Source organism: Cyanobium sp. NIVA-CYA 375 (assembly GCF_056108345.1).
Map to the genome: position 1 here is coordinate 18665 of NZ_JBSYHW010000008.1, position 23982 is coordinate 42646.

General features: G+C 66.6%; 20 protein-coding genes. 15 read left to right on the plus strand and 5 right to left on the minus strand.

Going from position 1 to position 23982, the window contains the following annotated elements:
- The first annotated feature begins 45 nt into the window (after positions 1-45).
- From AC01FP_RS03800 to AC01FP_RS03845, 10 genes are all read left to right on the plus strand, one after another.
- Positions 46-705, plus strand: a complete 660-nt coding sequence (locus AC01FP_RS03800) for a metallophosphoesterase (protein WP_322763842.1) — start codon at positions 46-48, stop codon at positions 703-705.
- A gap of 23 nt (positions 706-728) precedes the next feature.
- Positions 729-3986, plus strand: coding sequence for an exodeoxyribonuclease V subunit gamma (locus AC01FP_RS03805; protein WP_474478286.1), 3258 nt, complete (start codon positions 729-731; stop codon positions 3984-3986).
- On the plus strand, positions 3983-7741 hold the full coding sequence (locus AC01FP_RS03810; RefSeq protein ID WP_474478287.1) for a UvrD-helicase domain-containing protein: 3759 nt from the start codon (positions 3983-3985) through the stop codon (positions 7739-7741). Before AC01FP_RS03805 ends, AC01FP_RS03810 begins: the two co-directional genes overlap by 4 nt.
- Positions 7738-9324 carry an ATP-dependent DNA helicase gene (locus AC01FP_RS03815; protein WP_474478288.1) on the plus strand — a complete coding sequence of 529 codons (1587 nt, stop codon included), beginning with the start codon at positions 7738-7740 and terminating at the stop codon, positions 9322-9324. Before AC01FP_RS03810 ends, AC01FP_RS03815 begins: the two co-directional genes overlap by 4 nt.
- Positions 9311-9676: a phosphomannose isomerase type II C-terminal cupin domain gene (locus tag AC01FP_RS03820; RefSeq protein WP_474478289.1), complete on the plus strand. Its 366-nt coding sequence runs from the start codon at positions 9311-9313 to the stop codon at positions 9674-9676. Before AC01FP_RS03815 ends, AC01FP_RS03820 begins: the two co-directional genes overlap by 14 nt.
- Before the next feature lie 220 nt (positions 9677-9896).
- Entirely contained in the window at positions 9897-11777 is a 1881-nt protein-coding gene (locus AC01FP_RS03825; protein WP_474478290.1) for a DEAD/DEAH box helicase, read from the plus strand.
- Positions 11778-11805: 28 nt separating this feature from the next.
- Positions 11806-12096 (plus strand): hypothetical protein, encoded by a 291-nt coding sequence (locus AC01FP_RS03830; RefSeq protein ID WP_474478291.1) that lies wholly within the window; start codon positions 11806-11808, stop codon positions 12094-12096.
- A gap of 473 nt (positions 12097-12569) precedes the next feature.
- Positions 12570-12920 carry an RNA recognition motif domain-containing protein gene (locus AC01FP_RS03835; RefSeq protein ID WP_474478292.1) on the plus strand — a complete coding sequence of 117 codons (351 nt, stop codon included), beginning with the start codon at positions 12570-12572 and terminating at the stop codon, positions 12918-12920.
- Between the two features lie 152 nt (positions 12921-13072).
- Positions 13073-13741 carry a MarC family protein gene (locus AC01FP_RS03840; RefSeq protein ID WP_474478293.1) on the plus strand — a complete coding sequence of 223 codons (669 nt, stop codon included), beginning with the start codon at positions 13073-13075 and terminating at the stop codon, positions 13739-13741.
- A 254-nt stretch (positions 13742-13995) separates the two neighbouring features.
- Entirely contained in the window at positions 13996-14868 is an 873-nt protein-coding gene (locus AC01FP_RS03845) for an LCP family protein (protein WP_474478294.1), read from the plus strand.
- Here AC01FP_RS03845 and AC01FP_RS03850 read toward each other — a convergent pair.
- Positions 14850-15332 (minus strand): MgtC/SapB family protein, encoded by a 483-nt coding sequence (locus AC01FP_RS03850; RefSeq protein ID WP_474478295.1) that lies wholly within the window; start codon positions 15330-15332, stop codon positions 14850-14852. The two genes, AC01FP_RS03845 and AC01FP_RS03850, sit on opposite strands and share 19 nt — an antisense overlap.
- Positions 15333-15409: 77 nt before the next feature.
- Between AC01FP_RS03850 and AC01FP_RS03855 the strand changes: the two genes are divergently transcribed.
- The 3 genes from AC01FP_RS03855 to AC01FP_RS03865 all read left to right on the plus strand — a co-directional run bounded on the left by AC01FP_RS03855 (position 15410) and on the right by AC01FP_RS03865 (position 19330).
- Complete coding sequence (locus tag AC01FP_RS03855) at positions 15410-16366, plus strand: FUSC family protein (protein ID WP_474478296.1); 957 nt, start codon at positions 15410-15412, stop codon at positions 16364-16366.
- A complete protein-coding gene (locus AC01FP_RS03860) occupies positions 16363-17424 on the plus strand; it encodes an FUSC family protein (protein ID WP_474478297.1) in 1062 nt (353 codons plus the stop codon). The genes AC01FP_RS03855 and AC01FP_RS03860 overlap by 4 nt, the downstream gene beginning before the upstream one ends.
- Before the next feature lie 157 nt (positions 17425-17581).
- A complete protein-coding gene (locus AC01FP_RS03865; protein ID WP_474478298.1) occupies positions 17582-19330 on the plus strand; it encodes a TolC family protein in 1749 nt (582 codons plus the stop codon).
- A gap of 4 nt (positions 19331-19334) precedes the next feature.
- Here the strand turns inward: AC01FP_RS03865 and AC01FP_RS03870 are convergent, their stop codons facing one another.
- The 4 genes from AC01FP_RS03870 to psbP are packed head-to-tail and all read right to left on the minus strand — an operon-like array spanning position 19335 to position 22509.
- A complete protein-coding gene (locus AC01FP_RS03870; protein WP_255015852.1) occupies positions 19335-19541 on the minus strand; it encodes a hypothetical protein in 207 nt (68 codons plus the stop codon).
- Positions 19538-20878, minus strand: coding sequence for an NHLP bacteriocin system secretion protein (locus tag AC01FP_RS03875; protein ID WP_474478299.1), 1341 nt, complete (start codon positions 20876-20878; stop codon positions 19538-19540). The genes AC01FP_RS03870 and AC01FP_RS03875 overlap by 4 nt, the downstream gene beginning before the upstream one ends.
- Positions 20879-20896: 18 nt before the next feature.
- A complete protein-coding gene (locus AC01FP_RS03880) occupies positions 20897-21982 on the minus strand; it encodes an FAD-dependent oxidoreductase (RefSeq protein WP_474478300.1) in 1086 nt (361 codons plus the stop codon).
- Positions 21979-22509 (minus strand): photosystem II reaction center PsbP, encoded by a 531-nt coding sequence (psbP, locus tag AC01FP_RS03885; RefSeq protein ID WP_474478301.1) that lies wholly within the window; start codon positions 22507-22509, stop codon positions 21979-21981. Before psbP ends, AC01FP_RS03880 begins: the two co-directional genes overlap by 4 nt.
- A gap of 124 nt (positions 22510-22633) precedes the next feature.
- Between psbP and AC01FP_RS03890 the strand changes: the two genes are divergently transcribed.
- Positions 22634-23329, plus strand: a complete 696-nt coding sequence (locus tag AC01FP_RS03890) for a pentapeptide repeat-containing protein (RefSeq protein WP_322763854.1) — start codon at positions 22634-22636, stop codon at positions 23327-23329.
- Positions 23330-23391: 62 nt separating this feature from the next.
- A complete protein-coding gene (gene recR / locus AC01FP_RS03895; protein ID WP_254960346.1) occupies positions 23392-23970 on the plus strand; it encodes a recombination mediator RecR in 579 nt (192 codons plus the stop codon).
- Positions 23971-23982: the final 12 nt, after the last annotated feature.

A 23982-nucleotide genomic window follows, 5' to 3' on the forward strand; every position in this document is an offset into this window, starting at 1 on the left:
AAGGAGCCGCTGGGCAGGCAAGACTGGAACTAACGCGATGGACTGATGACGTCCCCTTCACGTTCCTGCCACCACTGGGTGATCGGGGACGTCCACGGCTGTGCCGACGCGCTGGAGCGGCTGGTAGCTCGTCTGCCAGCCGGCGACAAAATTGTGCTTTGCGGTGATGTGATCAACCGCGGCCCCCAGATTCTCCGCACCATGGAGCTGGCCTGGGGCCTGGTGAGCTCCGGCCGGGCCATCTGGCTGCTGGGAAATCACGAAGCCGACCTGGTGGCTGCCCTACGGCAGGGCGACTGGACCGCTCAACGGGCCTTGGCCGGCTGCGACACCTATCGCCAGCTCGGCGACCACCACTGCCGCATCTGGCAGGAGCGGCTGGAGCAGCTGCCCCGCACCTACGCCGGCGAAGGCTGGCTCGCCACCCACGCTGGCTTCAATCCCGACACCTGGGAACCCGACCTCAGCATCCGCATGCCCTTCTGGCAGGCCTACGACGGTCGCTTCGGTGAGGTGGTGATCGGCCACACCCCCGGGCCCCAGGTGCGTCGCCTCGGCCAGATCGTGATGGTGGATACCGGAGCCTGCTACGGCGGCCAGCTTTCGGCCTACTGCCCCGAAACCGGAGCCATTCAGGCCGTTTACGGCTTGCAAGAGCGCCGGCTTTCCTCCTTGCGCCAGGAGCTGGCAGGCTGCCTGCCTTGATGATCCACCGCTGAGCATCTGTTTTGCTCACAGTTTTCCGGGGCAACCGGGCCGAACACCTAGCCGAACTCCTGGCCGCCCAGTTGCTGCTCACACCTCCAGGGCCGCTCGAGACGGTGCAGGTGGTGGTGAATACCTGGCCCACCAGCCGCTGGCTTGGTGAACAGCTGGCCGTGGGACTCGGTGGCATCGCCGCCAACATCCGCTACCCATTTCCTGGCAGCCAGCTGCGCCAGATCGTTAATGGAGTGCTGGGCGAAACTGGCGCAGACCAGGATCCCTGGCGTGCCAGCCAGCTGGTGTGGCCCGTGCTGGAGCTGCTGCCCCAGCTGGTGGAGCAGCCAGAAGCTGCCTCGCTTAAGCACTGGCTAGGCCGCTACCCCCAGCACGGCAGCAAGCTTGAGCTGGCCCACTGGCAGCTGGGCCGCAGCATCGCCGATGCCCTAGACGACCTTGCCCTATATCGCCCTGAGCTGCTGGCAGCCTGGTGGTGTGGGGAGGACGGCCCACCCCTGCCGCCGGAGCAGGAGTGGCAGCGGCTGCTGGTGGGGCGGCTACGGGAGCGCCTGGGGGTGAAGCCCTTCGGCCTGCAGGTGCTGGAGGCCATAGCCCAGTTGCAGATCAAGGCGCCGCCGACCGGCAGCCTGCCCGATCCCCTGCGCCTGTTTGGGCTCAGCAGCCTGGCGCCGATCCAGGTGCAGCTGCTGCAGGCCCTGAGCGTGCACACGAATGTGGACCTCTACCTGCTCACCCCCTGCCGCGACCTGTGGCAGCGCTGCACCAGCCGCCGCCAACTGCTCAGCGATGCGATCGCGCTGCAGCAGCCCCTTGATGGCGACTGGCTGCTGCAGGCCCCGGGCCTGGAGGCCCGTTTCGGCCGACTCGGCGGCGAGTTTCAGCAGTTGCTCGAAGGCAGCGGCGAGAGCCTCCAGGGCCAGTGGCAGGAAAAGGATTTGTTTGTGGCCCCGGCCAGCAGCCATCGGGGCCAGGGGCCAGCGCCCCTGCTGCATCAGCTGCAGCAACAACTGGCGGATCCGGCTGCCCAACCCCTGCTGCAGCGGGCACCGGCAGACAGCTCCCTGGAGTTCCACCGCTGTCCCGGCCCCCTGCGCCAGGTGCAGGTCGTGCGGGACCGCATCCTGCAGCTGCTGGCCGCCGATCCCACGCTCCAGCCCCGCGATGTGCTGGTGATGACGCCTCAGGTGGATGGCCTAGCGCCTTTGGTGGCTGCCGTATTTGGCGATCAGGAGGCCACTGGGGTGCCCCTCAATTGGCGCCTCACCGACCGCAGCCAGCAGAGCGAAGCCAGCCTCAGCCGCAGCTTGCTGGAGCTGCTGCGGCTGGCGGGGGAGCGGCTCACCGCCTCCGCCCTGGAAACCCTGCTGGAGAGTCCGGCGCTGCAGGGGCATTTCCAGCTGAGCGGTGCCGAGATGGCGGCCCTGCATCCCCTGCTGCAGCGGGGCGGCTTCCACTGGGGCCTCGATGCAGAGGAGCGCGGCGGCCTGGGCAGCGGCAGCCTCAGCTGGGTGATCGATCGGTTGCTACTGGGCCTGGTGCTGCCCTGCGACCCCGGCCTGGCCCCGGCCGCTACCGCCCCCCTGGCCAGTGGCGAGAGCATCGAGCTGTTGGGCCGCTGGCTGCACCTGCTCACCCGGCTGCGCCACTGGCTGGTGGAGCTGCGGCGACCCCGCTGTTGCCTGGCCTGGAACAGCTGCCTGAGGACCCTGCTGAGCGACCTATTCGGCGACGGCGACCAGCTTGGCAACAACGCCCAGGACTGGGAGCTACCCCTGGTGCTAGCCGCCATTGACGACTGGCAGCAGGCCGCCGCCGGCTGCGACCTGGAGCTGGCCGCACCAGTGGTAGCAGCCGTGCTCGATGAGCGCCTGGCTGCGGATTCGGGCCGGTTTGGCCACCGCAGCGGCGCCCTCACCATCAGCGCCCTCGAGCCGATGCGGGCGATTCCCCATCGGGTGATCGTGCTGATGGGGCTGGATGCAAACGCCTATCCCCGTCAGAGCAAGCGGCCCGGCTTCCACCTGCTGGAGCAGCAGCGCCACCTCGGCGATCCCAACCCGGCCGACCAGGACCGCTATGTGCTGCTGGAGGCCCTGCTCTCAGCCCGCGACCATCTGCTGGTGACCTGGAGCAGCCGCGACCCCCGCAGCGGCGAAGAGCTGCCACCGGCCACACCGGTACGCCAGTGGCTCGAGTGGCTGCAGGGGCAGCTGCCTTGTCGCGGTAGCGACCTGGTGATCAGTCACCCCGCCAACCCCCTCGACCGGGCCAATTTCCAAGCCAGCGGCGAGCGGCCGCCCGCCAGCTGCGACGAGCGCCTGCTGAAGGCCCGCCTGCTGCTCGATCAACCCCTCCAGCAGAGTGGCGCACCGCAACCGCCCCGGCCCCTGGCGGCCAGCGAGCCCCCTAGCGCCCCCCCGTCCCAGCCCAGCGATGCCTACGGGGATCTGCGCGACTGGCTGCTTGCCCCCCAGGCCAGCTGGCTGGCTGAATTGGGGCTAAAGCCGCGGGAATGGGCCGACAGCCTCGACGACCTCGAGCCCCTCAGCCTCGATGAGCGCGGGCGGGCGCTGCTGCTGCGCCAGGCCCTCGAAAGCCCCAGCGAAGCAGGCCTAGATGGGGCCGCCGGCTGGCTGGCTCGCCACCGCGGCCAGGGCTTGCTGCCTCCTCTGGCGGCAGGCGAACTGGAGGCCGGCGGGCTCAGCCAGCGCTGGCGCAGCCTGCACGCCAGCCTCGAGGCCCTGGGCCCCGAGCGCCGCCAGCTGGCCCTCTGGCAAAACTGGCAGCAGGAGCTGCAGTGGCGGGGGAGCTCGGTGCTGGTGCTGCACACCGCCAAACCGCGCAGCCGCCACCGGCTGGAGCTGTGGCTGGCGCTGCTGCTGGCCGCCGCCGCCGACCAAGGGCCGCTGGATGGGGTGCTGGTGGCCCGGGGTGCCAAGGACTTCGGCGTGCAGTTGCGGCTGCAGGCGCCCCAGGTGGATAGCGCCCGGGCCGAACTACTGCGGCTGCTGGAGTTGCGCCAGCAGTGGCGCCAGAGCTGCTGGCCGGTGCCACCGGAAACCGGCTGGGCCCTGCTCGATAAGGGTGAAGCGCGGGCCATCGAAACCTGGGAGGGCGGTTTTCAGGTGCGCGGCGAACGGCTTGATCCGGAGCAGGCCCTCTGTTTCGGATCCGAGCTCAGTGGCGCCACCCTGTTGGCCAGCGGTGAGCTAGCCGCCCGGGCTGGGGAGCTACTTGGTCCGATGCGGGAGCGGTTGATATGAGCCCAGCTGCCGGCAGCGATCAGGCCTTAACGCCAGAACAACCATTTGCTGCCAATGCCTTTCCCCTGGATCCCGGGCTGCGGCTGCTAGAGGCCAGCGCCGGCACCGGCAAAACCTTCGCCCTGGCCCAGTTGGTGTTGCGCTATGTGGCCGAGGCCGAGCTAGGGCTGCGCCAGCTGCTGGTGGTGACCTTCACCGAGGCCGCCGCCGCCGAACTGCGCGATCGCATCGGCCAGCGCCTGCAGCGGGCCCTGGCCGGCCTGGAAAATCCAGATCTGGAGCAGCCCGATCCCACCCTGGCCGCCTGGCTGGAGCAGCAACGACCGCGGGCCGAAAAGTTGCGGGCCCGGCTGCTGCTGGCCCTCGAAGAGCTGGATGCCGCCGACATCACCACCATCCACGGTTTCTGCCGCCGCACCCTGCAGCGCCACGCCTTGGAAGCGGGCCTGCCACCGGAGCTGCAGCTCGAAACCGACAAGGGAACCCTGGTGCGCCAGGTGGCCCATGACTACTGGCAACAGCAGGTGCTGCCCCTGCCCAGTCACCTGCTGGCCGGGCTGCAGCAACAGGTTCGCGGCCCCGAAAGCCTCGAAGGCCTGCTGCGCCAGCTCGATGGCGATCCAGCCCTAGGCCTGGATTCCCTGCCGGCAACGCTGCGGGCCGACGCCCCCTTGGCGCCCCAGCTCGAGGCCCTGTGGAGCGAGGCGTGGCACAACTTCCAGCAGCTCTGGGCAAGCCACGGCCAAGCCCTGGAGGCCGGCTTTTGCGCCGCAGCTAGCCAATGGCGCGGCCAGGGCTTCAAAGCCACCAGCCCCTACGTCCCCAAACCCACCAAGGACCGCTGCGGCCTGGTGCGGGGCTGGATCGCCGCCCAAGCCCCCGGCGGCGACTACGGCGCCACGGCAGGCAGCCAGGGCGGAGCCCAAGGCCTGCTACGCGATTACTTCCACCCCGGCGCCTTTCTCAAAGTGGCCCGCAGCCTCGAGCCTGGCGACCAGGAAGGCCCCGGACCCTCCCTGCCCGAACGCCCCCTGCAGGAGGCGATCGCCCAGGTTTTGGATGGACCGGCTGAAGCCCTGCTTCTGCATGCCTGCCACTGGGGCCGGGCCGAGCTGGGCCGGCGGCGGCGCCAGAGCGGAAGGCTGGGTTTCGCCCAACTGCTGGAGGGTCTCGATCCGGGCGAGCAGGCCACTACCCCCCTGCTAGAGGCGGTGGGAGCCCGCTATGCCGTTGCCCTGATCGATGAATTCCAGGACACCGATCCGATCCAGTGGCGCATCCTGGCGCGGGCCTTCCAGCCTGAGCGGCACCGACTGGTGATGGTGGGTGATCCCAAGCAGGCGATCTATCGCTTCCGCGGCGGCGACCTGCGCACCTACCTGCAGGCCCGTCAGGCCGCCGCCAGCTTCGGCGGCATCAGCAGCCTCCGCGACAACTACCGCTCCAGCGAGGCCCTGGTCGCCGGCCTCAACGGCCTGATGGGGCCGGGGCTGCGCCGAAGCGACCTGGCCGTACCGGAGGTGCACCCCCAAGCGACCGACACCAAACTGCTCCTACCGGCCGGCCAGCACCCCCTGCAGCTGCTCTGGCTCGGCGGCAGCCGCCTGGCTGGTGAGAAACCACCCAGCCGCAGCGCCCTGGAGCGGCAACTTCCCGACCAGATCGCCTGCTTCAGCGCCGAATTGCTCAACCAGGGGCTGATGCAACAGCGGGGCGAGCAGCACCAGCCCCTTTGCCCCAACGACCTATGCGTGCTGGTGGGCACCCACCGTCAGGCTGAAGCGCTGCGCGCCGCCCTCGATCGCTGCGGCATAGCCAGCAAGCTGGTGAGCCAGGGGGATGTGTTTGAAAGCGCCGGCGCCTCGGCACTACAACGGCTGCTCGATGCCCTGGCCGAACCCGGCCGGACCCAGCGCCTGCGGCTGCTGGCCGCCTCTCCCCTGCTGGGCTGGAGCGCGGAGCAAATCGCCTCCGCCAGCCCCGAAGCCTGGAGCAACCTGGCTGCGCGCCTAGCCCAGCTGGCCGTTGAACTACCCCGCCGCGGCCTGCTTGGGGTGCTGGCGAGCCTGCTGGAGCAAAAGGGGCTGGCCCAGCTATCCCTTGGCGGCCGGCTGCTGGCGGATTTGCAGCAGTGCGGTGAATTGGTGGCCGTGCGGCTCCATGCCGACCAACTGGGTCCCGCAGCGGCAGCCGACTGGCTGCGGCGCCTGCGGCTCGATCCCGACCGGGACATCCCCGACGCCCACCAGCCCCACAGCGACGTGGTCGATGAGGCCGTATCGGTGCTGACGGTGCACCGCAGCAAGGGTCTGGAATATCCAGTGGTGATCTGTCCCTACCTTTGGCAGGCAGGCGCTGAGAGCCGCAGCGGCCAGTCCATCGGCGTGCGCTGGCACCCGGGCGGCCCTGAAGGCGGGCAGCCCGAAGCCGTGCTCGACCTACACCTAAACAACAACTGGGGCCCGGGCCAGGGCGCCAGCCAGCAGCAGCTTGGGGCCGAGCTGCAGGAGCGCGAGCGACTGGCCTACGTCGCCGCCACCCGGGCCAAGCTGCTGCTGGTGCTGGCCTGGGGCCCGGTCTTGGGCCAGCAGGGCAATCCGCTGCACCCCTGGCTGTTCGACCAGGAGCCCCCCCCCGCCAGCGACCACGACCCCTACAGCGGCCGCAGTGATGCGGAGTGGCGCGAGCGGCTGGAGCAGGCAATCGCCCGCCGCCAGCTGCCCCTCACCCTGGTGCAGCCCCCCGCCAGCGGCCAGCGCAGCCAGCTAAAACCAGGCCCGACAGCAGCTGGCCTATCCCTGCAGCGGGGCCCCGTACCCAGCCATGGCTTCGACAGCAGCTGGGGCCGCAGCAGCTACACCAGCTGGACCCAGGGCAGCCACAGCGCCGCCCCCGCAGCCGTGGAGGAGGGCCGCGAAACCGATGCCATCGTCACCGAACTCGAGGCATTGGCATCACCCGGCGCCTGGCCCCAGGACAGCCCTCTGGCCCCCTTCCCCCGGGGCGCCCAGGCCGGCGACTGCCTGCACCGCATCCTTGAGCAGCTCGACTACTGCCAACCCTTGGCAACCCAGGCCGAGCTGGTGGACCGGGAGCTGCAGCGGGCCGGTATCGCTGCCCAGCACGGCGAAGCGGTGCTAGTTGGGCTGGAGCAGCTGCTCCACACGCCCCTGGGCGGCCCCTGCAACGACTTCAGCTTGGCCCAGCTTGAGCGCGGCGGCCGCCTCAATGAGATGAACTTCGATCTGCCCCTCGGCCTGGTGCGCAGCCCAGACCTGGCGCGTCCATTTGCCGACCATCCCGAAGGCTGGTTTGGCAGCGCCTACGCCGAGCAGCTTGCCCAGCTGAAAGTGGAAAGCCGGGGCTTTCTCACCGGCTCGATCGACCTGGTATTTCGGCAGGGCGAGCGCTGGTGGGTGGCCGACTGGAAGAGCAACTGGCTGGGCGAGCGCGACGACCAGGGGCAGCCGCTGCACTGCGGTCCACGCCACTACGGAGCAGCAGCCATGGCAGAGCTGATGGCCGCCAACCACTACCCCCTGCAGGCCCACCTGTACCTGGTAGCCCTGCACCGCTACCTGCGCTGGCGCCTGCCCGGCTACCGACCCGAGCAGCACCTGGGCGGCTACGTCTACGTGTTCCTGCGCGGGGTGCCAGGACCCACCACGGCCAGCGCGGTGCCCGGCATGTTTGTCGAGCAGCCGCCCCTGGCCCGCCTGCTCCAACTGGACCAGGCCCTGGGGGGCACACCATGAGCATCCCCCCACCCCTAGAGCAACCCCGCTGGCTCCAGACCCTGGCAGCGGCACTGGCTGAAGCCCTGCCGCGGCTGCATGGCAGCAGCCCCGATCCCCTGCTGGCGGAACTGATCACTGACCTGGCTGCCGCCCTGGCGGAGGGTCGCCTGGAAATCAGCCTGCCCAGCGCCGAGCATCGCCGCGCCCTGGAGGCTTCACCCCTGGGCGCCGAGCCGGATGGTCCCCTGGTGCTGGAGGGCGACCGGCTGCTGTGGCGCCGCTGGCAGCGCCAGCGCCAGCAGGTGCTGCAGGCACTGATCGAGCGGGCCCAGTTGCAGCTCCCAGAGGCGAGCCCCGGCGCAAGCTGCAGCGACGGCCTGGATCCTGACCAGCAGCGGGCCGTCACGGCGGTGCTGCGATTCGGCCTGGTGCTGCTTGAGGGCGGTCCGGGCACCGGCAAAACCAGCACCGTGGCTCGCATGTTGGCGGCGGTGCTCGCCCAGCAACCAGACAGCCGCATTCAACTAGCAGCCCCCACGGGCAAAGCTGCTAGTCGACTGCGGGCAGCCCTAGCCAGCAACAGCCTGCAACTTCCCTGCAGCACCCTGCACCGGCTGCTGGAGAGCCGCGGCGAGCGCTTCGGCCGCAACCGCCAGCACCCCCTCGCCCTCGACCTGCTGGTGGTGGATGAGGTGTCGATGGTGGATCTGCCCCTGATGCAGGCCCTGCTGGAGGCCCTGCCCCCCAGCTGCCGGCTGGTGCTGGTGGGGGACGCGGCCCAGCTGCCACCGGTAGGCCCCGGGCCCGTGCTGCTGGAGCTGCAGGCACCCGAACGCCGCCAGGCCCTGGGCGACGCCGCCATCGAGCTGCGCACCACTTACCGCAACAATGGGGCCATCGCTGCGGTAGCAACCGCCCTACGGGAGGCTGAGCAGCCCCTCGAGGCCCTGCTCACACCCTTAGCCGCCGATGCCAATCTGCGCTGGCTGCCGGCCAACCCACGCCAGCTGCCAGCAGAGCTGCTGGCGCGACTGCGGCAGCACCAGCACCAGCTGCAGGAGTGCTGCCTGGCGGCCGATCTGGACGATCCCGCCGTCACCGCCAGCCTGCTGGCGGGCCTGAACAACTTCCTAGTGCTGACACCGCTGCGGCGGGGCCGCTGGGGGGTGGAGGCAATTCACCAGGCCCTGCTGGGGGAGGCGGCGGCCCGCTCGCCCCAGTTTTGGCCAGTGGGCACGCCCGTACTGTGCCGCCACAACCTCAGCGAACTGGGGCTCGCCAATGGCGACGTGGGGCTGGTGGTGGAAAGGGAAGGCAAGCGGGGGCGGGAACGCCGCCTGCTGTTTGCAAACCAGGGCGGTAGCGAGCCGCTCTGGATTCACCCGGCCCAGCTACCCGAAGCCGAGCCAGCCATGGCCCTCACGGTGCACAAGGCCCAGGGCAGTGAGGCCGAAGAGGTGTGGGTGCTGATGCCCGACATCGGCAGACCCCAACGGCGCCTGCTCTACACAGCCCTAACCAGAGCCAGACAGCGGGCCTGCCTGATCACCCCCTTGCGCAGCTCGGCGGCGGCTGCCAACCTGAATTGTGATCATTCCTGAGCCTCAAATTCCCGCCGGCCGGGTGCTACGCCCCTGGGGCTGGTATGAACAGCTGGCGTGCGGTGATGAATACCTGGTCAAGCGCCTACTGATCAACCGCGGCCAGCGGCTGAGCCTGCAGCGCCACCACCACCGCTGTGAGCACTGGGTGGTGGTGGCCGGCGACGGCGAACTGCAGGTGGGAGAGGAGGCCATCATCGCAACGGCAGGGACCAGCGTCTTCATCCCCCAAGGGGCAATTCACCGGGCCCAAGGAGGTCTGGCGGATCTGGAGATCGTGGAGGTGCAGCGGGGTAGCTTGCTGAGCGAGGCAGACATCGAGCGCCTGGCGGATGACTTCGGCCGGAAGTGAAGCGGATGGGGGAGGTGATAATATTTGTTTTCAGCCTTTTTCAAGGGCAGGGCAGTTTTGTTAATTGCGGGTCTGAACAACTGAACATCGGGTAAAGCAGTGCAGCTTCAGTTGCCCCGCAACGGCCCATCCGTTCAGTATTTTTAGGCTCCATTGGGTTTCTGCCGGCCTGCGTTCAAGGACTTCACCAAGCCCTGTTTAACCAGGCTATTTGCATCCCGTGACCGAACACGCCAACGGCAGCAGCTTTGCTTGCTCCGTCGACATCGACGCGCCCCTCGAAACAGCTGAAATCAACTCAGCTGAAAACATTTCAGCTGAAATCAAGACAGAACCAGCCATTGCCTCGGGCTTTGCCCGCTTTGGCTTTGGCCCAGAACTGCTGAAGGCCCTTGAAGCCATCGGCTATCAGGAGCCCTCACCAATTCAGAAGGCCGCCATCCCCGAGCTGATGCTCGGCCGCGACCTGGTGGGACAGGCCCAGACCGGCACCGGCAAAACCGCTGCCTTCGCCCTGCCAATGCTGGCGGCCCTCGATCCCGACCAGCGCAAGCCCCAAGTACTGGTGCTCGCCCCAACCCGGGAATTGGCCCTGCAGGTGGCCGAGGCCTTTAACAGCTATGCCAGCCACCTACCCGGTGTGCGCACCCTGGCGATCTACGGCGGCGCTGATTTCCGCGACCAGATCCATCAGCTCAAACGCGGCGTTCAAATCGTGGTCGGCACCCCCGGCCGGGTGATGGACCACATGCGTCAAGGCACCCTCGATCTCTCCAGTCTTCGCGCCCTGGTGCTGGACGAGGCCGATGAAATGCTGCGCATGGGCTTCATCGATGATGTCGAATGGGTGCTCGAACAACTACCTGAGCAGCGCCAAGTAGTGCTGTTTTCTGCCACCATGCCTCCGGAAATCCGGCGCATATCGCAGAAATATCTCAACGCTCCCGCTGAGATCACGATCAAGCAAAAGGCCGCCGATGCCACCCGCATTCGTCAGCGTTTCTTGATGGTGCATGCGCCCCACAAGCAAGCAGCCCTGGAGCGGGTACTGGAGGCCGAGACCAGTGAGGGTGTGATCATTTTTGCCCGTACCAAGGCGATCACGCTCACCGTGGCCGAATCGCTTGAACAGCACGGTTACGACGTTGCCGTGCTCAACGGCGACGTGCCCCAAGCCCAGCGAGAGCGCACCATCGAGCGGCTTAAGAGCGGCCAGGTGGACGTCTTGGTGGCCACCGATGTAGCTGCCCGCGGGCTCGATGTAGAGCGGATCAGTCTGGTGATCAACTACGACATCCCCTTCGATGCGGAGGCCTATGTCCACCGCATTGGCCGCACCGGTCGAGCTGGCCGCAGCGGCGACGCCATCCTGTTCCTGACCCCGAGGGAGCGCCGTTTCCTGGGCGGCATGGAGCGGGCGGTGGGCAAGCCGATCGAAGAGATGGAGGTGCCAAGCAACGCCACCATCAATCAAAACCGGCTCGACCGGATGCGCACCAAGCTCACCAACTGCCTACAAACCCCAGCCAGCAGCGAGCAGGAACGGGCCCTACTCAGCGAAATCCTGCAACGGGTTGCCCAGGAGCAGGGCTCCAGTCCTGAGCAGCTAGCCCTGGCGGCCCTAGAGCTGAGCCTGGTGGGCAAGCCCCTGCTGTTGCAGGGCGAAGAGAACTTCCAGCAAGTGCGTCAGAACGGTCCTGGCCGCGATGGAGGCCGGGATGGCGGTAGGGATGGCGGTAGGGATGGCGGTCGCGACTTCGGCCGGGACCGGGGACGGGGCCGGGAAGTGGGTCGCGAGGTTGGCCGGGATCTGGGCCGAGGAGCTGCTTCCAGGGGCGAACGCCCCGTGGGTCCGCCAGAGGATCACATGGAGCGCTTCCGGGTGGAACTGGGCTGGCGCGACCGCATCAAGCCCGGCAACATCGTGGGTGCCATTGCCAATGAGGCCGGTCTGAACGGGCGATCCATCGGCCGCATCCAGATTTTCGACACCCACAGCACCGTGGACCTACCCAAGGGCATGCCCGAAGATGTTTTTCAGGGTCTACGCCAACTGCGGGTGATGAACAAGCCCTTGCAGCTTTCAAGGTTCCAGGGGTGAGCGCCTTGGGCTCCTGCCCTTTTGCTTCATGCCTGCCAGCCCCCCACGCCCTTTCCTTTTCGGACTGCTCTGCCTTTGGCTGCTTGCCTTGGTGCCCGCCAGCCGCTCCATCAGCGTTGCGGATGTAGTTAAAGACTTTTGCCTGTCGGCCTATCAAGCCGACTTGGCAAGGGCGGGCAAAGTTGTTCCTGCTGCCCAGCTAGAACGCACTTGCGCCTGCGTAGGCGATCGGGTAGCTAAAGGCAGTGATGTGGAGGATGCCCATGAAGCCTGCGGGCGGACTCTGGACCAGCGCTCGGTGCGAAAGCCCAGCTCCTGATGCAGCACTAACTGCCCGGAATGCCGCTTCAGGCGCAGAGACTGGTCACACCTCCGACACTTAGGCTGGTTAAGTCAGCGATTGACAACCGTTCCACAGCAGCGATCAAGGTGGTTTGAGCATCTGCGCTTTCGCAGGCAACCAGGCTCTGCAACAGGTCAAAACGATCTTGAGGAGCAAGCTCACCATCCTCACGCCAGGCGAGGCTCCAGGGGACAGGTGCCGTCATCACAGGTCCTCGATAATCAGAGTTTGCTGACATTGGGACAGCATCGGGGATCGCCGGGCGAACCTCAGAGTCTCTTCAGAACCTCTTTACGGTTCTTCGTCAAACGGCAAGCAGGGTCGGCTCACCCGGTATCGTTACCGGTGGTTTCGAGTTGATTGGGCAACCTTTGGGCTCCCCCAGTTTCCACTGGGGCCCTATAGGCGCCGCAGCTCCAACCAAATCAGTTCCAGGATCTGCTCCATTAATGACCATTTACGTTGGCAATCTCTCGTTCCAAGCTGAGCGCGAAGACTTGCTTGATCTCTTCGGCCAATACGGAGAAGTGCGCCAGTGCAGCCTGCCCCTCGACCGGGAAACCGGTCGCAAGCGTGGCTTCGCCTTTGTCGAATTAGCTGACGATGCGGCCGAACAAAAAGCCATAGACGACCTCCAAGACGTCGAATGGATGGGCCGCATGATTCGCGTCAACAAGGCCACTCCCCGGGAAGGCGGAGGCGGCGGTGGCGGTGGCAATCGCGGCGGCGGTGGTGGCAATCGTGGTAGCGGTGGTGGTGGTGGTGGTGGTTACGGCGGTGGTGGCGGCAATCGCTGGTAGAACCAACCCATCAGCCTCTGCCACAAGCTCTCCTGCTCCGCATTGGGCTACACCAACCCTGCCGCGGAAGCTCCACGGCAGGGTTATTTTTTTGCGCAGAGTTGATCATCGGCAGTAGCTCGCGGAATGATGGAGCTCCACCGCTGTTCCCCATGGCCCTAAATCACGATTTACTGCTGCCCAGCACCTTTCAGCATTATCTGCTGGGGCTGTTCGCCGTGGCCAACAACTTCCCGGCCATAGGGCCCTTCCTTACCCTCAGCGAGGGGTTGCCGAATCGCCAGGTACGCCGCGTGATCACGCTTGCCAGCTTCTCAAGTTTGCTGATCATGCTGGGTGCCTACTTCATCGGCACGGCGGTGCTCCAGTTCTTTGGTATCGGAGTAAGCGCATTCCAGATCGCCGGTGGCTTGTTGTTGGGTGCGAGCGGCCTAAAAATGCTTAATGCAACGGCTCCGGGCGACTCACACGAGAAGAACTGCGACGTCAGCCACATGGATATGGGGCAGATGGCCTCCTCGGCGATCGTGCCGATCTCGCTACCGCTCACTACGGGCGCCGGCACGATGTCGACGATCACGGTGTACGCCAACAGCGCCACCAGCTTCAATCACCGCATCGAGCTTTTTGCTGCGATCTGGGCGATGGCTCTGATCATCGCGCTGATGTTCGTGTTCGCCGCCCGCCTCACGATGATGCTGGGTCATGTGGGCATGACGGTGCTGATCAAAGTAATGGGCTTATTCACCTTGGCGATCGGCATCCAGTTCATAGTGACCGGCAGCAGCACGATCCTTGAGCAGATCCAACTCAGAATCTAAATCTATCGGCGCGCGGTAGCGATCGATTTATCGAGCCAGCTGAGGCGCTGGGTGCGTTTCTAGGCAGTGGCCTCTGCTTTTCGTCACGGCACCTCCTGCAGGCCTGGGGAAACATCTTCATCAACTCGTTCGAGCCTGGCCGCTCTGAGCAGCGGCAAGCCCCCAGGGAGGAAAGGTTCGCTTGGTGCAATAGCTTTTAGGGGATGAGAACCCCTCCGGCCAAGCGGCCCCGCAAGCGGAGTAAACGCGGTGCCGTGCTCCTGGCTATCGGGGTCGGCCTTGGTGGAGGCCTTTTGCTGGCTGGGCCCTTCTCCGAGCTTCTCAGCGACACCGCCTCCGGAGCCAGCAATGCCATCACCAATCCGTTCGCGGCCTGGAGCGGCATCACCAACCAAGAAATCCTGCTGATCGGCACTGATGTGGGCGGTGGCAACACCGATGTAATCGCCAGCCTGCGGGTGGATGGCGGCATCACCCGGATCACCCAGATACCCCGGGACACTTACATCGAGGCCGAGGGCTACGGTCCCCACAAAATCAACGCCCTCTATAGCCTCGGGGGCACTGATCTGCTCAAACGGGAGCTGGCCCGCAAGTTGGGCAGGCCGATCACTCACCACGTGGTGGTGAACCTGTCGGCAATCCGGCGCATGGCCGATGCCTTGGGCGGCATCGAGGTGAATGTGCCGAAACGCATGGCCTACACCGACAACACCCAGGGCCTTTACATCGACCTGCAACAAGGCCTGCAAAATCTCAAAGGCCAAGACCTAGAAGGCTTTTTGCGCTTTCGCCACGATGAGATGGGCGATATCGGCCGGCTGGAGCGCCAGCAACTGGCCCTACAGGCCCTATTTCGCAAGCTCACCAGGCCAGAGCATCTGGTGCGCCTGCCGATCCTGCTGGCTGCAGCCGGTAAGGATCTGAAAACCGATCTGGGCCCCATGGAGCTTGGTGGGCTGATCACCGCCATGGGTTCGACCCAGCTGGAGACAAAGCGCCTGGGCGGGCGGCCCTTCTACCTAGATGACATCAGCTATTGGGAAGCGGAGTGGCCCCAACCGGTGCTGGATGGAACCAACGAAGCTGAAAGCAGCGGCGACGGCCGCTATCGCTTCCTCTTCTGATCCAGCTCAGGATCAACGACCGGGGGAGGCCCGCCGTTGCTGCGCTGGGAGAGGGTGATCAGGGCCAGAACCAGGGCCACGCCTGCCAGCAGCGGCGTGGAAGCCGCCACCGTGACTCCGAGGGCAGCCGTAAACCAGATCGAAGCCGCACTGGTGAGTCCGCGCACCTCTGGCATGCCCCTCTTGTCAGCAGCAGGGGGCACCAGGATCTCGCCCGCCCCCAGGAAGCCAATTCCGGTGGCAACCCCCTGAATCACCCGGCTGCGGGCTTGGGGGTCGTCACCGGCCGCCAGCACCATCAGACAGGCACTAAGACCCACCAACACATGCACCCGCAGGCGATTGGGATGGCTGGTATTGCCATGGTGGGCGCGGTTGATACCCACAGCCAATCCACACAGCACCGCCAGCCCTAGGCGCAGCAGGACCTCCAGATCGGGAGTGAGCGCAGGCAGCCAGCTCATATCAGGCCTCTCACGACAGCCCTGTGAAGCGTGGCTGATCCCCATAAGCTCCTGGCAGTTGAGCGTTGCCGCGGCCTGTGCAGAACCTGCTGTTGCGCAACAGCCTGAAGTTATTTGTGGCCATATTCATCACCGCGGCAATCGCCACTTGGGCTGAGCGCATTCAGTTTCTCTGGTATCCCCTGATGGCGGTAGTGATCGTTGTGGACGACAACGATGACCACACCGTTCAAGCGGCCACCGGCCGCATCGCCGGCACGGTGCTGGGGGGGCTGATCACCTTCTTGGTGCACATGATCCTGGGCGGCTGGATCGGGGTGCTGGTGTCGTTGCTGGTGATGATTCCGCTGCTGCAGCTGCTGGGCTGGCAGAGCGCACTAGGCACCGCCGGGCTCACCAGCGTGATGTTCCTGATGATTCCCAGCCACGCGGCGCTGAACTGGGATTACGTATTTAACCGCGGACTCGACACTGTGGTGGGTTGTGTGGTGGCCATCGCGGTGGGGCTGCTTTTCTGGCCGCAGAACAGCAGCAGCGAGCTGAAGAGCGCCGATAGTCGCCTGCGGCGGTCGCTGCAAACCCAGCTGCAGGCCTACAGCGACTGGCTGGGCCAGGGTCGAAGTCGCCCTGAACCACTCAATCCCGCACCGCTCTCCAACGACCTGCAGCGCATCGAGCAACTGGTAGCCCGGGAGCGCGGCGGCCCCCGTCATCAGGCCCTCAAACGCAGTGGCTGGGAGCAGCGGCTGCGGCTGTGGCAGCTCGCCCATTTTCACTGGATTGCCTGGGAGCGACTGCTGGCCGGCTTGCCCGAACACCAGATCCTGCAGGCCGATCTGCTGCAGCACACGGTGCAAGAGCTGCAACGCCAGCTGAGCGGGCAACCCGCACCTACCCCACGGCGTCAGCCCCAGCGCTGGCAGCAGCTGGCCCAACAGCTGCAACTGCCCCTGCTGCCTCTGCTGGCCCTAGCCGAGGAGGGCCGCCCTCTGCATGCCTGCCTCGGGGGCTTGAACCGGATGGCGCCGCCGTGATCAACCGCAACGCCCTGCGCACCGCTCTCACCGCCGGACTCGGCAACGCCTTTGCCAGCCTGTCGGGGGTTGAGTTCAGCCAGTACGTGGCCCTGGCGGTATTGGCGGTGTCCAGCGGCACCTACGGGGGCGCGCTTGCCCTCGGGCGACAGCGCCTGCTGGGCACGGCGCTCGGGTCGGTGCTGCTGCTGATCGGCTACGAGGGGTTGCGGGGCGTGCCGATGCCGCTGGCGCTCGCACTCACCCTCGGCGCCCTGCGCCTGCTGGGCGGAATTTTGAAGCTGCAGGTGGGCTACAAAGCGGGCGGCATGATCATCGTGATGGGCTGGCTCGTGCACGAGGGCGGCCTGGCTAGCTGGATTCCGATTCGCTTCTTTTGGACCAGCTTCGGGGTGCTGATCACGCTGCTGGCCCTGCGGCTGTTTTGGCCGGCCCGCGGACTCGACAGCAGCCTGGCCCAGGTCGCCGGCCTGCTCGGCCAGCTGCAGAGCTGCTTCTGCGACCTGGCGCCGCGGGTGGATCCCGCCATCACAGGGCAGGGGGAGGGGGCTGATCCGATCGGGATCGGCCGCTACCGGGCCCTGCGCAACCAGCTGATCGCCATCCGGCAACAACGGCCAGCCCTGCTGCAGGAGCTGGGCACGTTGCCGGAGCGCCATCCGGCCACCCTGCTGATGGCCAATTTCGATGCCACCGCCTCCCGCCTGATCACCCTGGTGGGGGGTTTGGTGCGCGAGCCACCCACCCTCCAGGATCCCCAGCTGGTGGTGCAGCTGCATCGAGCCGAAGCGGAGTTGCTGCAGGCCATGGCAAGCCAGTTAGGCCAATGGGAACGGCAAATCCGCACTCGCCGGGGTCTGCCCAAGCCGCCAGAGACGGGGCTTGAGGCACCACGCAGCTGGCAGGAGCTGGGGAAGGAGCTCAGCGACCCCACCGCCAACTCGGCCTGCCTGGAGCGACTCGAGCGGATTGCCAGCCGGCTGATGCTTTGCCGCCAGGCCGAGCAGGCCATCCGCGATGGCGAAGCGAAGTGGCAGGCAATTTTGGGTAGGAGCTAAACCAAGCAGGGGCCGAGATCAGCCGCCTGGTGCATCTGGTGGTGGGATTCACCGGCCAGCCAGCTGCCGCCCCTGAAGCCGAACACCCCCAGGTCACCAGAACCACTGCACCCATCAAACTGCGCCTACCAAGGCGCTGATCTGCACCCTCGTGGCAATGCGCAAGCGCGTTCTGGCCCTGTTGTGGCTTGGGCTGATCCCGGCCCAGCTGGCCCCGGCCGCGCTGGCTCAGCCCCCAGCCCAGCCCCAGATCACCAAGCTGCTGGAGCGCAGCTGGCAAAAGCTGGATGCGCAACTGCGGGCGCTCGATCAGCTGCTCCCCAGTGAGCCCGAGCCCCCGGTGGGAAACGTACTCAGCACTCCTGAGCTGCCCGCCAACCTGATCCGGGCCAACCAACCCCCCACCGGCCCGATCCAACCGGCCGAAGCCGTGGCCGGGCCGCCCCTGCATCTACCCACCCCCCAGCAACTCCAGGCCGGCAGCATCGTCAGCCTCAGCATGGAGCAGGCCCTGGCCATCGCCTTTGCCAACAGCGCAACCCTGCAGGCCCAGCGCGAGCAGGTGGCTGCCGCCCTGGCCAGCGTTCAGGCCGCCATGGGCAGCTACTGGCCCACGATCAGCGCCTTTGCCGCCGGTGGCTACGAAGGAAACCGCAGCAGCACCACCTCCAACAAACCCAACGACAACCTGGGCTTGGGCCCGAATTTTGAACCACCCAATGGCCCCTTTTACGTGCCCAACGGCGGTTCCATAGGAATCACCAGCGGAGAATGGGGCGCTGAGGGGGGCCTGCAGCTCAACTACGCCCTGCTCGACTTCGCCCGAACACCCACGGTGCGCGCGGCACGGGCAGCCCTTGAACGGCAGCGCAACACCTATGCCAATCAACTGCGCTCCCTGCAGCTGGAGGTGAGTGAGGCTTACTACTCCCTGCAGCAGGACGAGCAGCTGGTGCGCGTCTACGACGCCAACCTGCGCAACGATCTGGTGATCCTGCAGGACACCCTGGACCTCAAGCAGGCCGGCCTAGTGCCCAGGCTCGATGTGCTGCGGCGTCGGGCCATCCAGGCCGCCGATGAAGAAACCCTGATTCAGGCCCTGGCGGATCGGGCTGTGGCGCGCCGCCAACTGGCGGTGCTACTCAACCTGCCCGCCAACGTGACCCCCAGCTCCAGCGACCCGATCGTGGTGCAGCCCCGCTGGCCCCTCGATCTGGAGGCCAGCCTGCTGGCGGCCTACCGGGGCAATCCCGAACTAGAGGCGATCCTGGCCACCCGCACGGCCCTGGCCCAGCAGAGCCAGGCCACCGCTGCCGGACTGCTGCCGAAACTCTCCCTGTTTGCCAGCGGCGGCGGCAGCAGCTCCCAAACAAGCCTGAGTAATTTTGATCTTGGCGGAGGTGGCTGCTGCGGTTCCACCGCCCTGCCCCTCTCCACCACCAACGGCTGGGATTGGTCGGCGGGACTCACCCTCACCTGGTTGCTGTTTGATGCCGGCAGCACCTCCGGCCAGGCGCGGGCCCTGACCAAGCAGGCAGCGGCCACCGCCCAGCAATACGCCGCCAGCCGCAACGACATCCGCCTGCGGATCGAGCAAGCCTTCTTCAACCACGAAGCCAGCCTGGCCAAGCTCAGCTCCGCCCGCCGAGGCGTGGCCGCTGCCCTGGAAGCCTTCCGCGATGTGCGCCTGCGCTACCTCACCGGCCTCGACAACGAGCTCAATGTCTCCAACACCCAGGACCGTCTGATCAACTCCCTGGTGCGGCGGCTCAACGCCACGGTGGCCGTGAACATCACTTACGCGAAGTTGCTGAAAGAACTGCTGCCGATGCCGCGCGATCCCAATCTGCCGATCCAACCCCAGCTGCAGCTGCAACTCAGCAGTAGCCCCGTCACCCAACCCTGAACGCTCAGGCGTTGGGCCGCGACGACCACCAGCGCTCCACGCGATAGAGCAGCACGACCAGCAGCACCACCAGCCAGAACCACAGCTCCGGTGGGTTGGCGTTGAACAGGATCAGCAGCAACACCACCTCGCTCACCAGCCAGGGGAACTCCTGGCGCAGCAGGGGGTTGCGGATCTGGAAACGGGGCTTGGCGTCCACGGGGCGGCTCATGGGGCGGAGTTCGGCTGACGCAGGGAGGGCAGGTTCCAGCGCAGGTCGATCCAGGTGGTGCGGAAGCCGCCGGTGAGGGAGCGCAGGCCAGGGATCACGTAGCTGATCGGCGAGCGCCATTCCACATAGGCGTGGGTCGACACCGTGAGGCCGTCGCGGATCGGGAACACACCGCTGCCCCCCGAGAGGGTCCAGCGATATCCGTCCACGCTGGAGGGATCGCGCTCCAGCTCGATTTCGCTGCGCATCACCGGGCCGCTCTTGGTGAGTTCCTGGGCCAGCTGGGCGTTGCCGGTGGTGGTGGAGATGTCGTCTGCCGTGGCGGGCAGGGTCAGCACCTGGGTCACCTTGCCCACGATGCCGCCGAAGCGGCCGCGCTGGTTCCACTGCGGCACCACCTCCACGGGCAGCCCCAGGGGCAGGCGGCGAGCATCGGCGGGCGCGAAATAAGCCACCACCCGCAGCGGGCGGTCCTTGGCGCTGGGTTGCTCAGGCCGGCCAATCGTGCCCAGCCGCTGGCCGGTGCCCACGGTTTGGCCCCCGATCACCTGCAGATCCAAAACCGTGCCGTCCCGGTCGGCATGCACCTTGCCGTCGTAGCTGATCTTGGCTTCGGTCACCTGGATCTGACGCTTGAGATCGTCGATCTGATAGCGGCGCTGCAGGGCCTGGGTTTCGATGCTCAGCTTCACCTGCTGGTAGTTGGTCACCACGTTCTTCTCGTTGATCTTGACGTCATCGAGATTGACGCTGGTGCTGGTGAGCCCCTGCTCAGCCGACACAACCTCAGAAGACAGCGGCGCCACCACCTCCCGCTGGGCTAGCCAATCGAGGTTGCGCAATTTGCTGGCGTAGGTCGACTGCAGTTCGCCGTAGCGGCGGCGATCTTCGGAATACTTGGCCAGAGATGTATCTAGGGCACGCTTCTCGGTGAGCAGACGCAGGGAATCGCGCTCATCGAGCTGGGCGTTGTGCCGCTGCAGCTGGCGCAGGTTGCCGCGCTGCTGGTCGAGCTGGCGCTCTAGCACCGGCAAATACAGCTGCATCAGCACCTGGCCGCGCGCCACCGACTCACCCTCCTTCACAAACACCTCCCGCACCTGGCCGCCGGCACGGGCGTTGAGGATGCCGGCGTTGTTGGGGTAGATCAGCACGCCCATGCCTTCCACCTCGGTGGGCACGGGCCAGAACAGGGCCCAGAGCACCAACACACCGCCCACCCCCGCCAGGCTCACGCCCACCTGGTTGTGATCGCTCAGCCCCTGCCAGCGGGCCTGCAAGCGCTGAAATGGGCCGCGATGGCTGGGCTCGGTGGCGGTGGGGCTGGCCTGGGTCATGGGTCCCAGCTTGCAGGATTAAAAGGCACCTGTCAGGCCCAGCTGCTGCAGGCGCCGCACCGCGGCTTCCGCCGGCGCGCCCTCCAAGGCCAGGGCCTGGGCCAGCAGGGGCGCCAGCACCGGCACCTGGCTAAAGCCCGCACTGAAGCCGGTGAACAGCCACAACCCAGGCGCCCCTGCCAGCGGACCTACCAGGGGCAAGCCCTCACTACAGAAGGCCACGGCCGCCTGGCGCAGATGGCCGGGCAGGGCCGCCAGCGGCGCCCCCCAGGCTTGGGCCGCTAGCTCTTGGCGCAGTTGCCTTTCCACCTCCAAAGGCGGCGGCGCTGCCCCCAGCTCCAGGCCCGGTCGCACCAGGGTGTGCTGGCCTAGCAGGGCCCCTTCTGCCCGGGGCACCAACCCGCCATCCACCAGCCACTCCGGCTGGCTCAGGCCAGCGGCGCGCCGCTCCAGAGCTACCCGCCCAAAGCTGGGCGGGAGCCAGGCGGCGGTGCGGCCCAGCGACGCCGGAAAGGAGGCCAGCTCCAGCGCCGCCGCCCAGCTGCTGCGCAAGCGCTGGGGCAGGAGCGGCCAGAGCTGGCGGCAGTAGGCGCCCGCGGCCAGCACCAACTGGGGGGCCTGCAGGCTGGTGCCATCACTGAGGGTCAATTCCCAGCCTGCCCCAGCCAGCGGCTCCAGGCGCTCCACCCGGCCCGTTTTGCCCGTCACCCCCGCCGCCGCCAGCACCAGCGGCAAGCGCGCCGCCAAGACTGCGGAATCCACCTGGGCGAAGGGCAGCGGCCACCAGGCACTAAGGGGCCGCCAACCGGCGGCAGCCCCGTGCAAACGCAAGCGGCAGGGCCGCCAGCCCAGCTCACCATGGCGTTCTTGCAGGAGCCGCCAGCGCTTAGAGGCTCCGGCCGCCAAGCGAGCTAAAGGGGTTGGGGCCAGGGGCCATCCCGGCAGAGCGCCATAGCTGAGCTCGGTAGCGGAGCAAAGCCCATGGCTGGCGGGGGCAGCGACGACCGTCACCGACGCCCCTAGCTCCCGCAACGCCAAGGCCAACAGAGCACCAGCTACCCCAGCGCCAACGATCACCACATCGGCGGGGGCCGAAGCCGTCACACCAGCAGGGTGAAGGAGGTGACGACCTGCCGGAACATGTCCTTCACCTTGGCCCAACGGATCTCGTTGGTGCTGGCCGCAAAGGTGTAAAGGCGGCCCCGGTCGAGCACCACGGTGGCCAGCTCGTGGCGGTCGCGGTCGTCGAGGTGCACGGCGTATTCCAGGTCGTAGAAGGTGCGGGGGCCTTCCTGCCGCTCCGACGCTTCCACCAGCTCAGCCTGGCGGCCACTGCCCTCAGGGGCAATCACGGTGCGGCGCAGCTGCTCGCCAACCGCCACGGCGCTGCCGAGTTTTTCCAAGTCGTTGGTGGGGTTCACCTCCGAGATCACCAGGCTGAGGGTTTCATCGCTGTTGATCAAATCGTGAAACACGACCTGGGGGCCGCCACTCACCTGCACCCGCGTCCAGCCGGTGGGATAGAGGAAGGCATAGCGCCCATCGGGACTCTGGAAGCCATTGAGCCCGGCTGCCCCAGCACTGCAAGCAACCAGCAGCCCCGCCAGCACCAAGGCAACAAGACGCGGCATAAATGCGCGTAGGACAGCCCGATTGCAAAAGACAGCCATGGCTCAAGGCGCGTTGCGTGGCGCCATTCTGCTAGGCAGCCGAGCCCCCAGGCGTCAGCATGGGCTCCTGATCTCCAGTCTCCCCATGCCACGCCAATCCACCTGGGTGGACCGGCAGCAGCGTCGTCACGACTCCCGCTTCTTCCGCCTGCTGGACGGCTCCTTTCTGTTTCGCTTAGCCCTATCGGGTGCAGCGGCCATGGCGCTGCTGATGGTGGTGAACAGCTACGCCACCTGCCGCAACAACCGCTGGGCCCAGGGTTGCCTTTGGCGGGAGACGGAGGCCCTGATCAGCGTCGGCAATGTGGAATCGCTGAGCATCGTGACGGCCGCCTTCCTCTACGTCCTGGAGGCTCAAAAACGGCGCCAGCGCGACAACATCGAGGCCTACGAGCTGCTGATGAACTGCAATGCCTCCGGCGTCAAATGGCTGGTGGGGCGCATTACCGCTCTAGAGATCCTCAACAGTGCCGGGCTACCAATCGACGGCCAGCAGCTAGCGGGCTTTGACCTACGCAATCTGCAGGCTGCCAACGGCCACTGGCACAACGTCAACCTGGAAGGGAGCGTGCTGCGTGGAGCCAACCTGGCCGGCACCGATCTGAGCGGAGCCAACCTGCGCGGTGCTGATCTGCGAGATGCCGACTTGCGTGGCGCGATCCTTGTAGGTGCCGATCTTGAGGGTGCCCAACTGGAAGGGGCCCTAATGGAAGGCGCACAACTTGATGATGCACAAGTTGATAGGGCCAGCCTCGATAGCGGTGCCCCTAATCCCAGCTGATCGAGCTGGCTGCCTAAGTTCTGAGCAATTGCGGCGGACTGCTGAGCGGCTTTACCCGCCCCCTGGCCAGGCTGATCGACCAGTTCGAGCGCTTACCTGGCATTGGCCCGCGCACGGCCCAGCGGCTGGCTCTACACCTGTTGCGCCAGCCTGAGGAGCAGGTCCGCAACTTCGCCGACGCCCTGCTGGCGGCCCGCAGCCAGGTGGGCCAGTGCAAGTGCTGCTTCCACCTCTCGGCCGAGCCGATCTGTGAGATCTGCCGCAACGAGGAGCGGGGCAACGGCCAGCTTTGTGTTGTGGCCGATTCCCGCGACCTGCTGGCGATGGAGCGCACCCGGGAGTTCAAGGGGCACTACCACGTGCTCTGCGGCTTGATCTCACCAATGGATGGCATCGGCCCCGAGCTGCTGCAGATCCAGCCCCTGGTGAACCGGGTCGACAAGGAGTCCATCACTGAGGTGATCCTGGCGCTGACTCCGAGTGTGGAAGGGGATACCACCAGCCTTTATTTGGCCCGGCTACTCAAACCATTCACCACCGTGAGTCGCATCGCCTACGGCTTGCCCGTCGGCAGCGAGCTGGAATACGCCGACGAGGTAACCCTGGCCCGGGCCTTTGAAGGCAGACGCCAGATGGAGTAAGCGCAAAGGTGG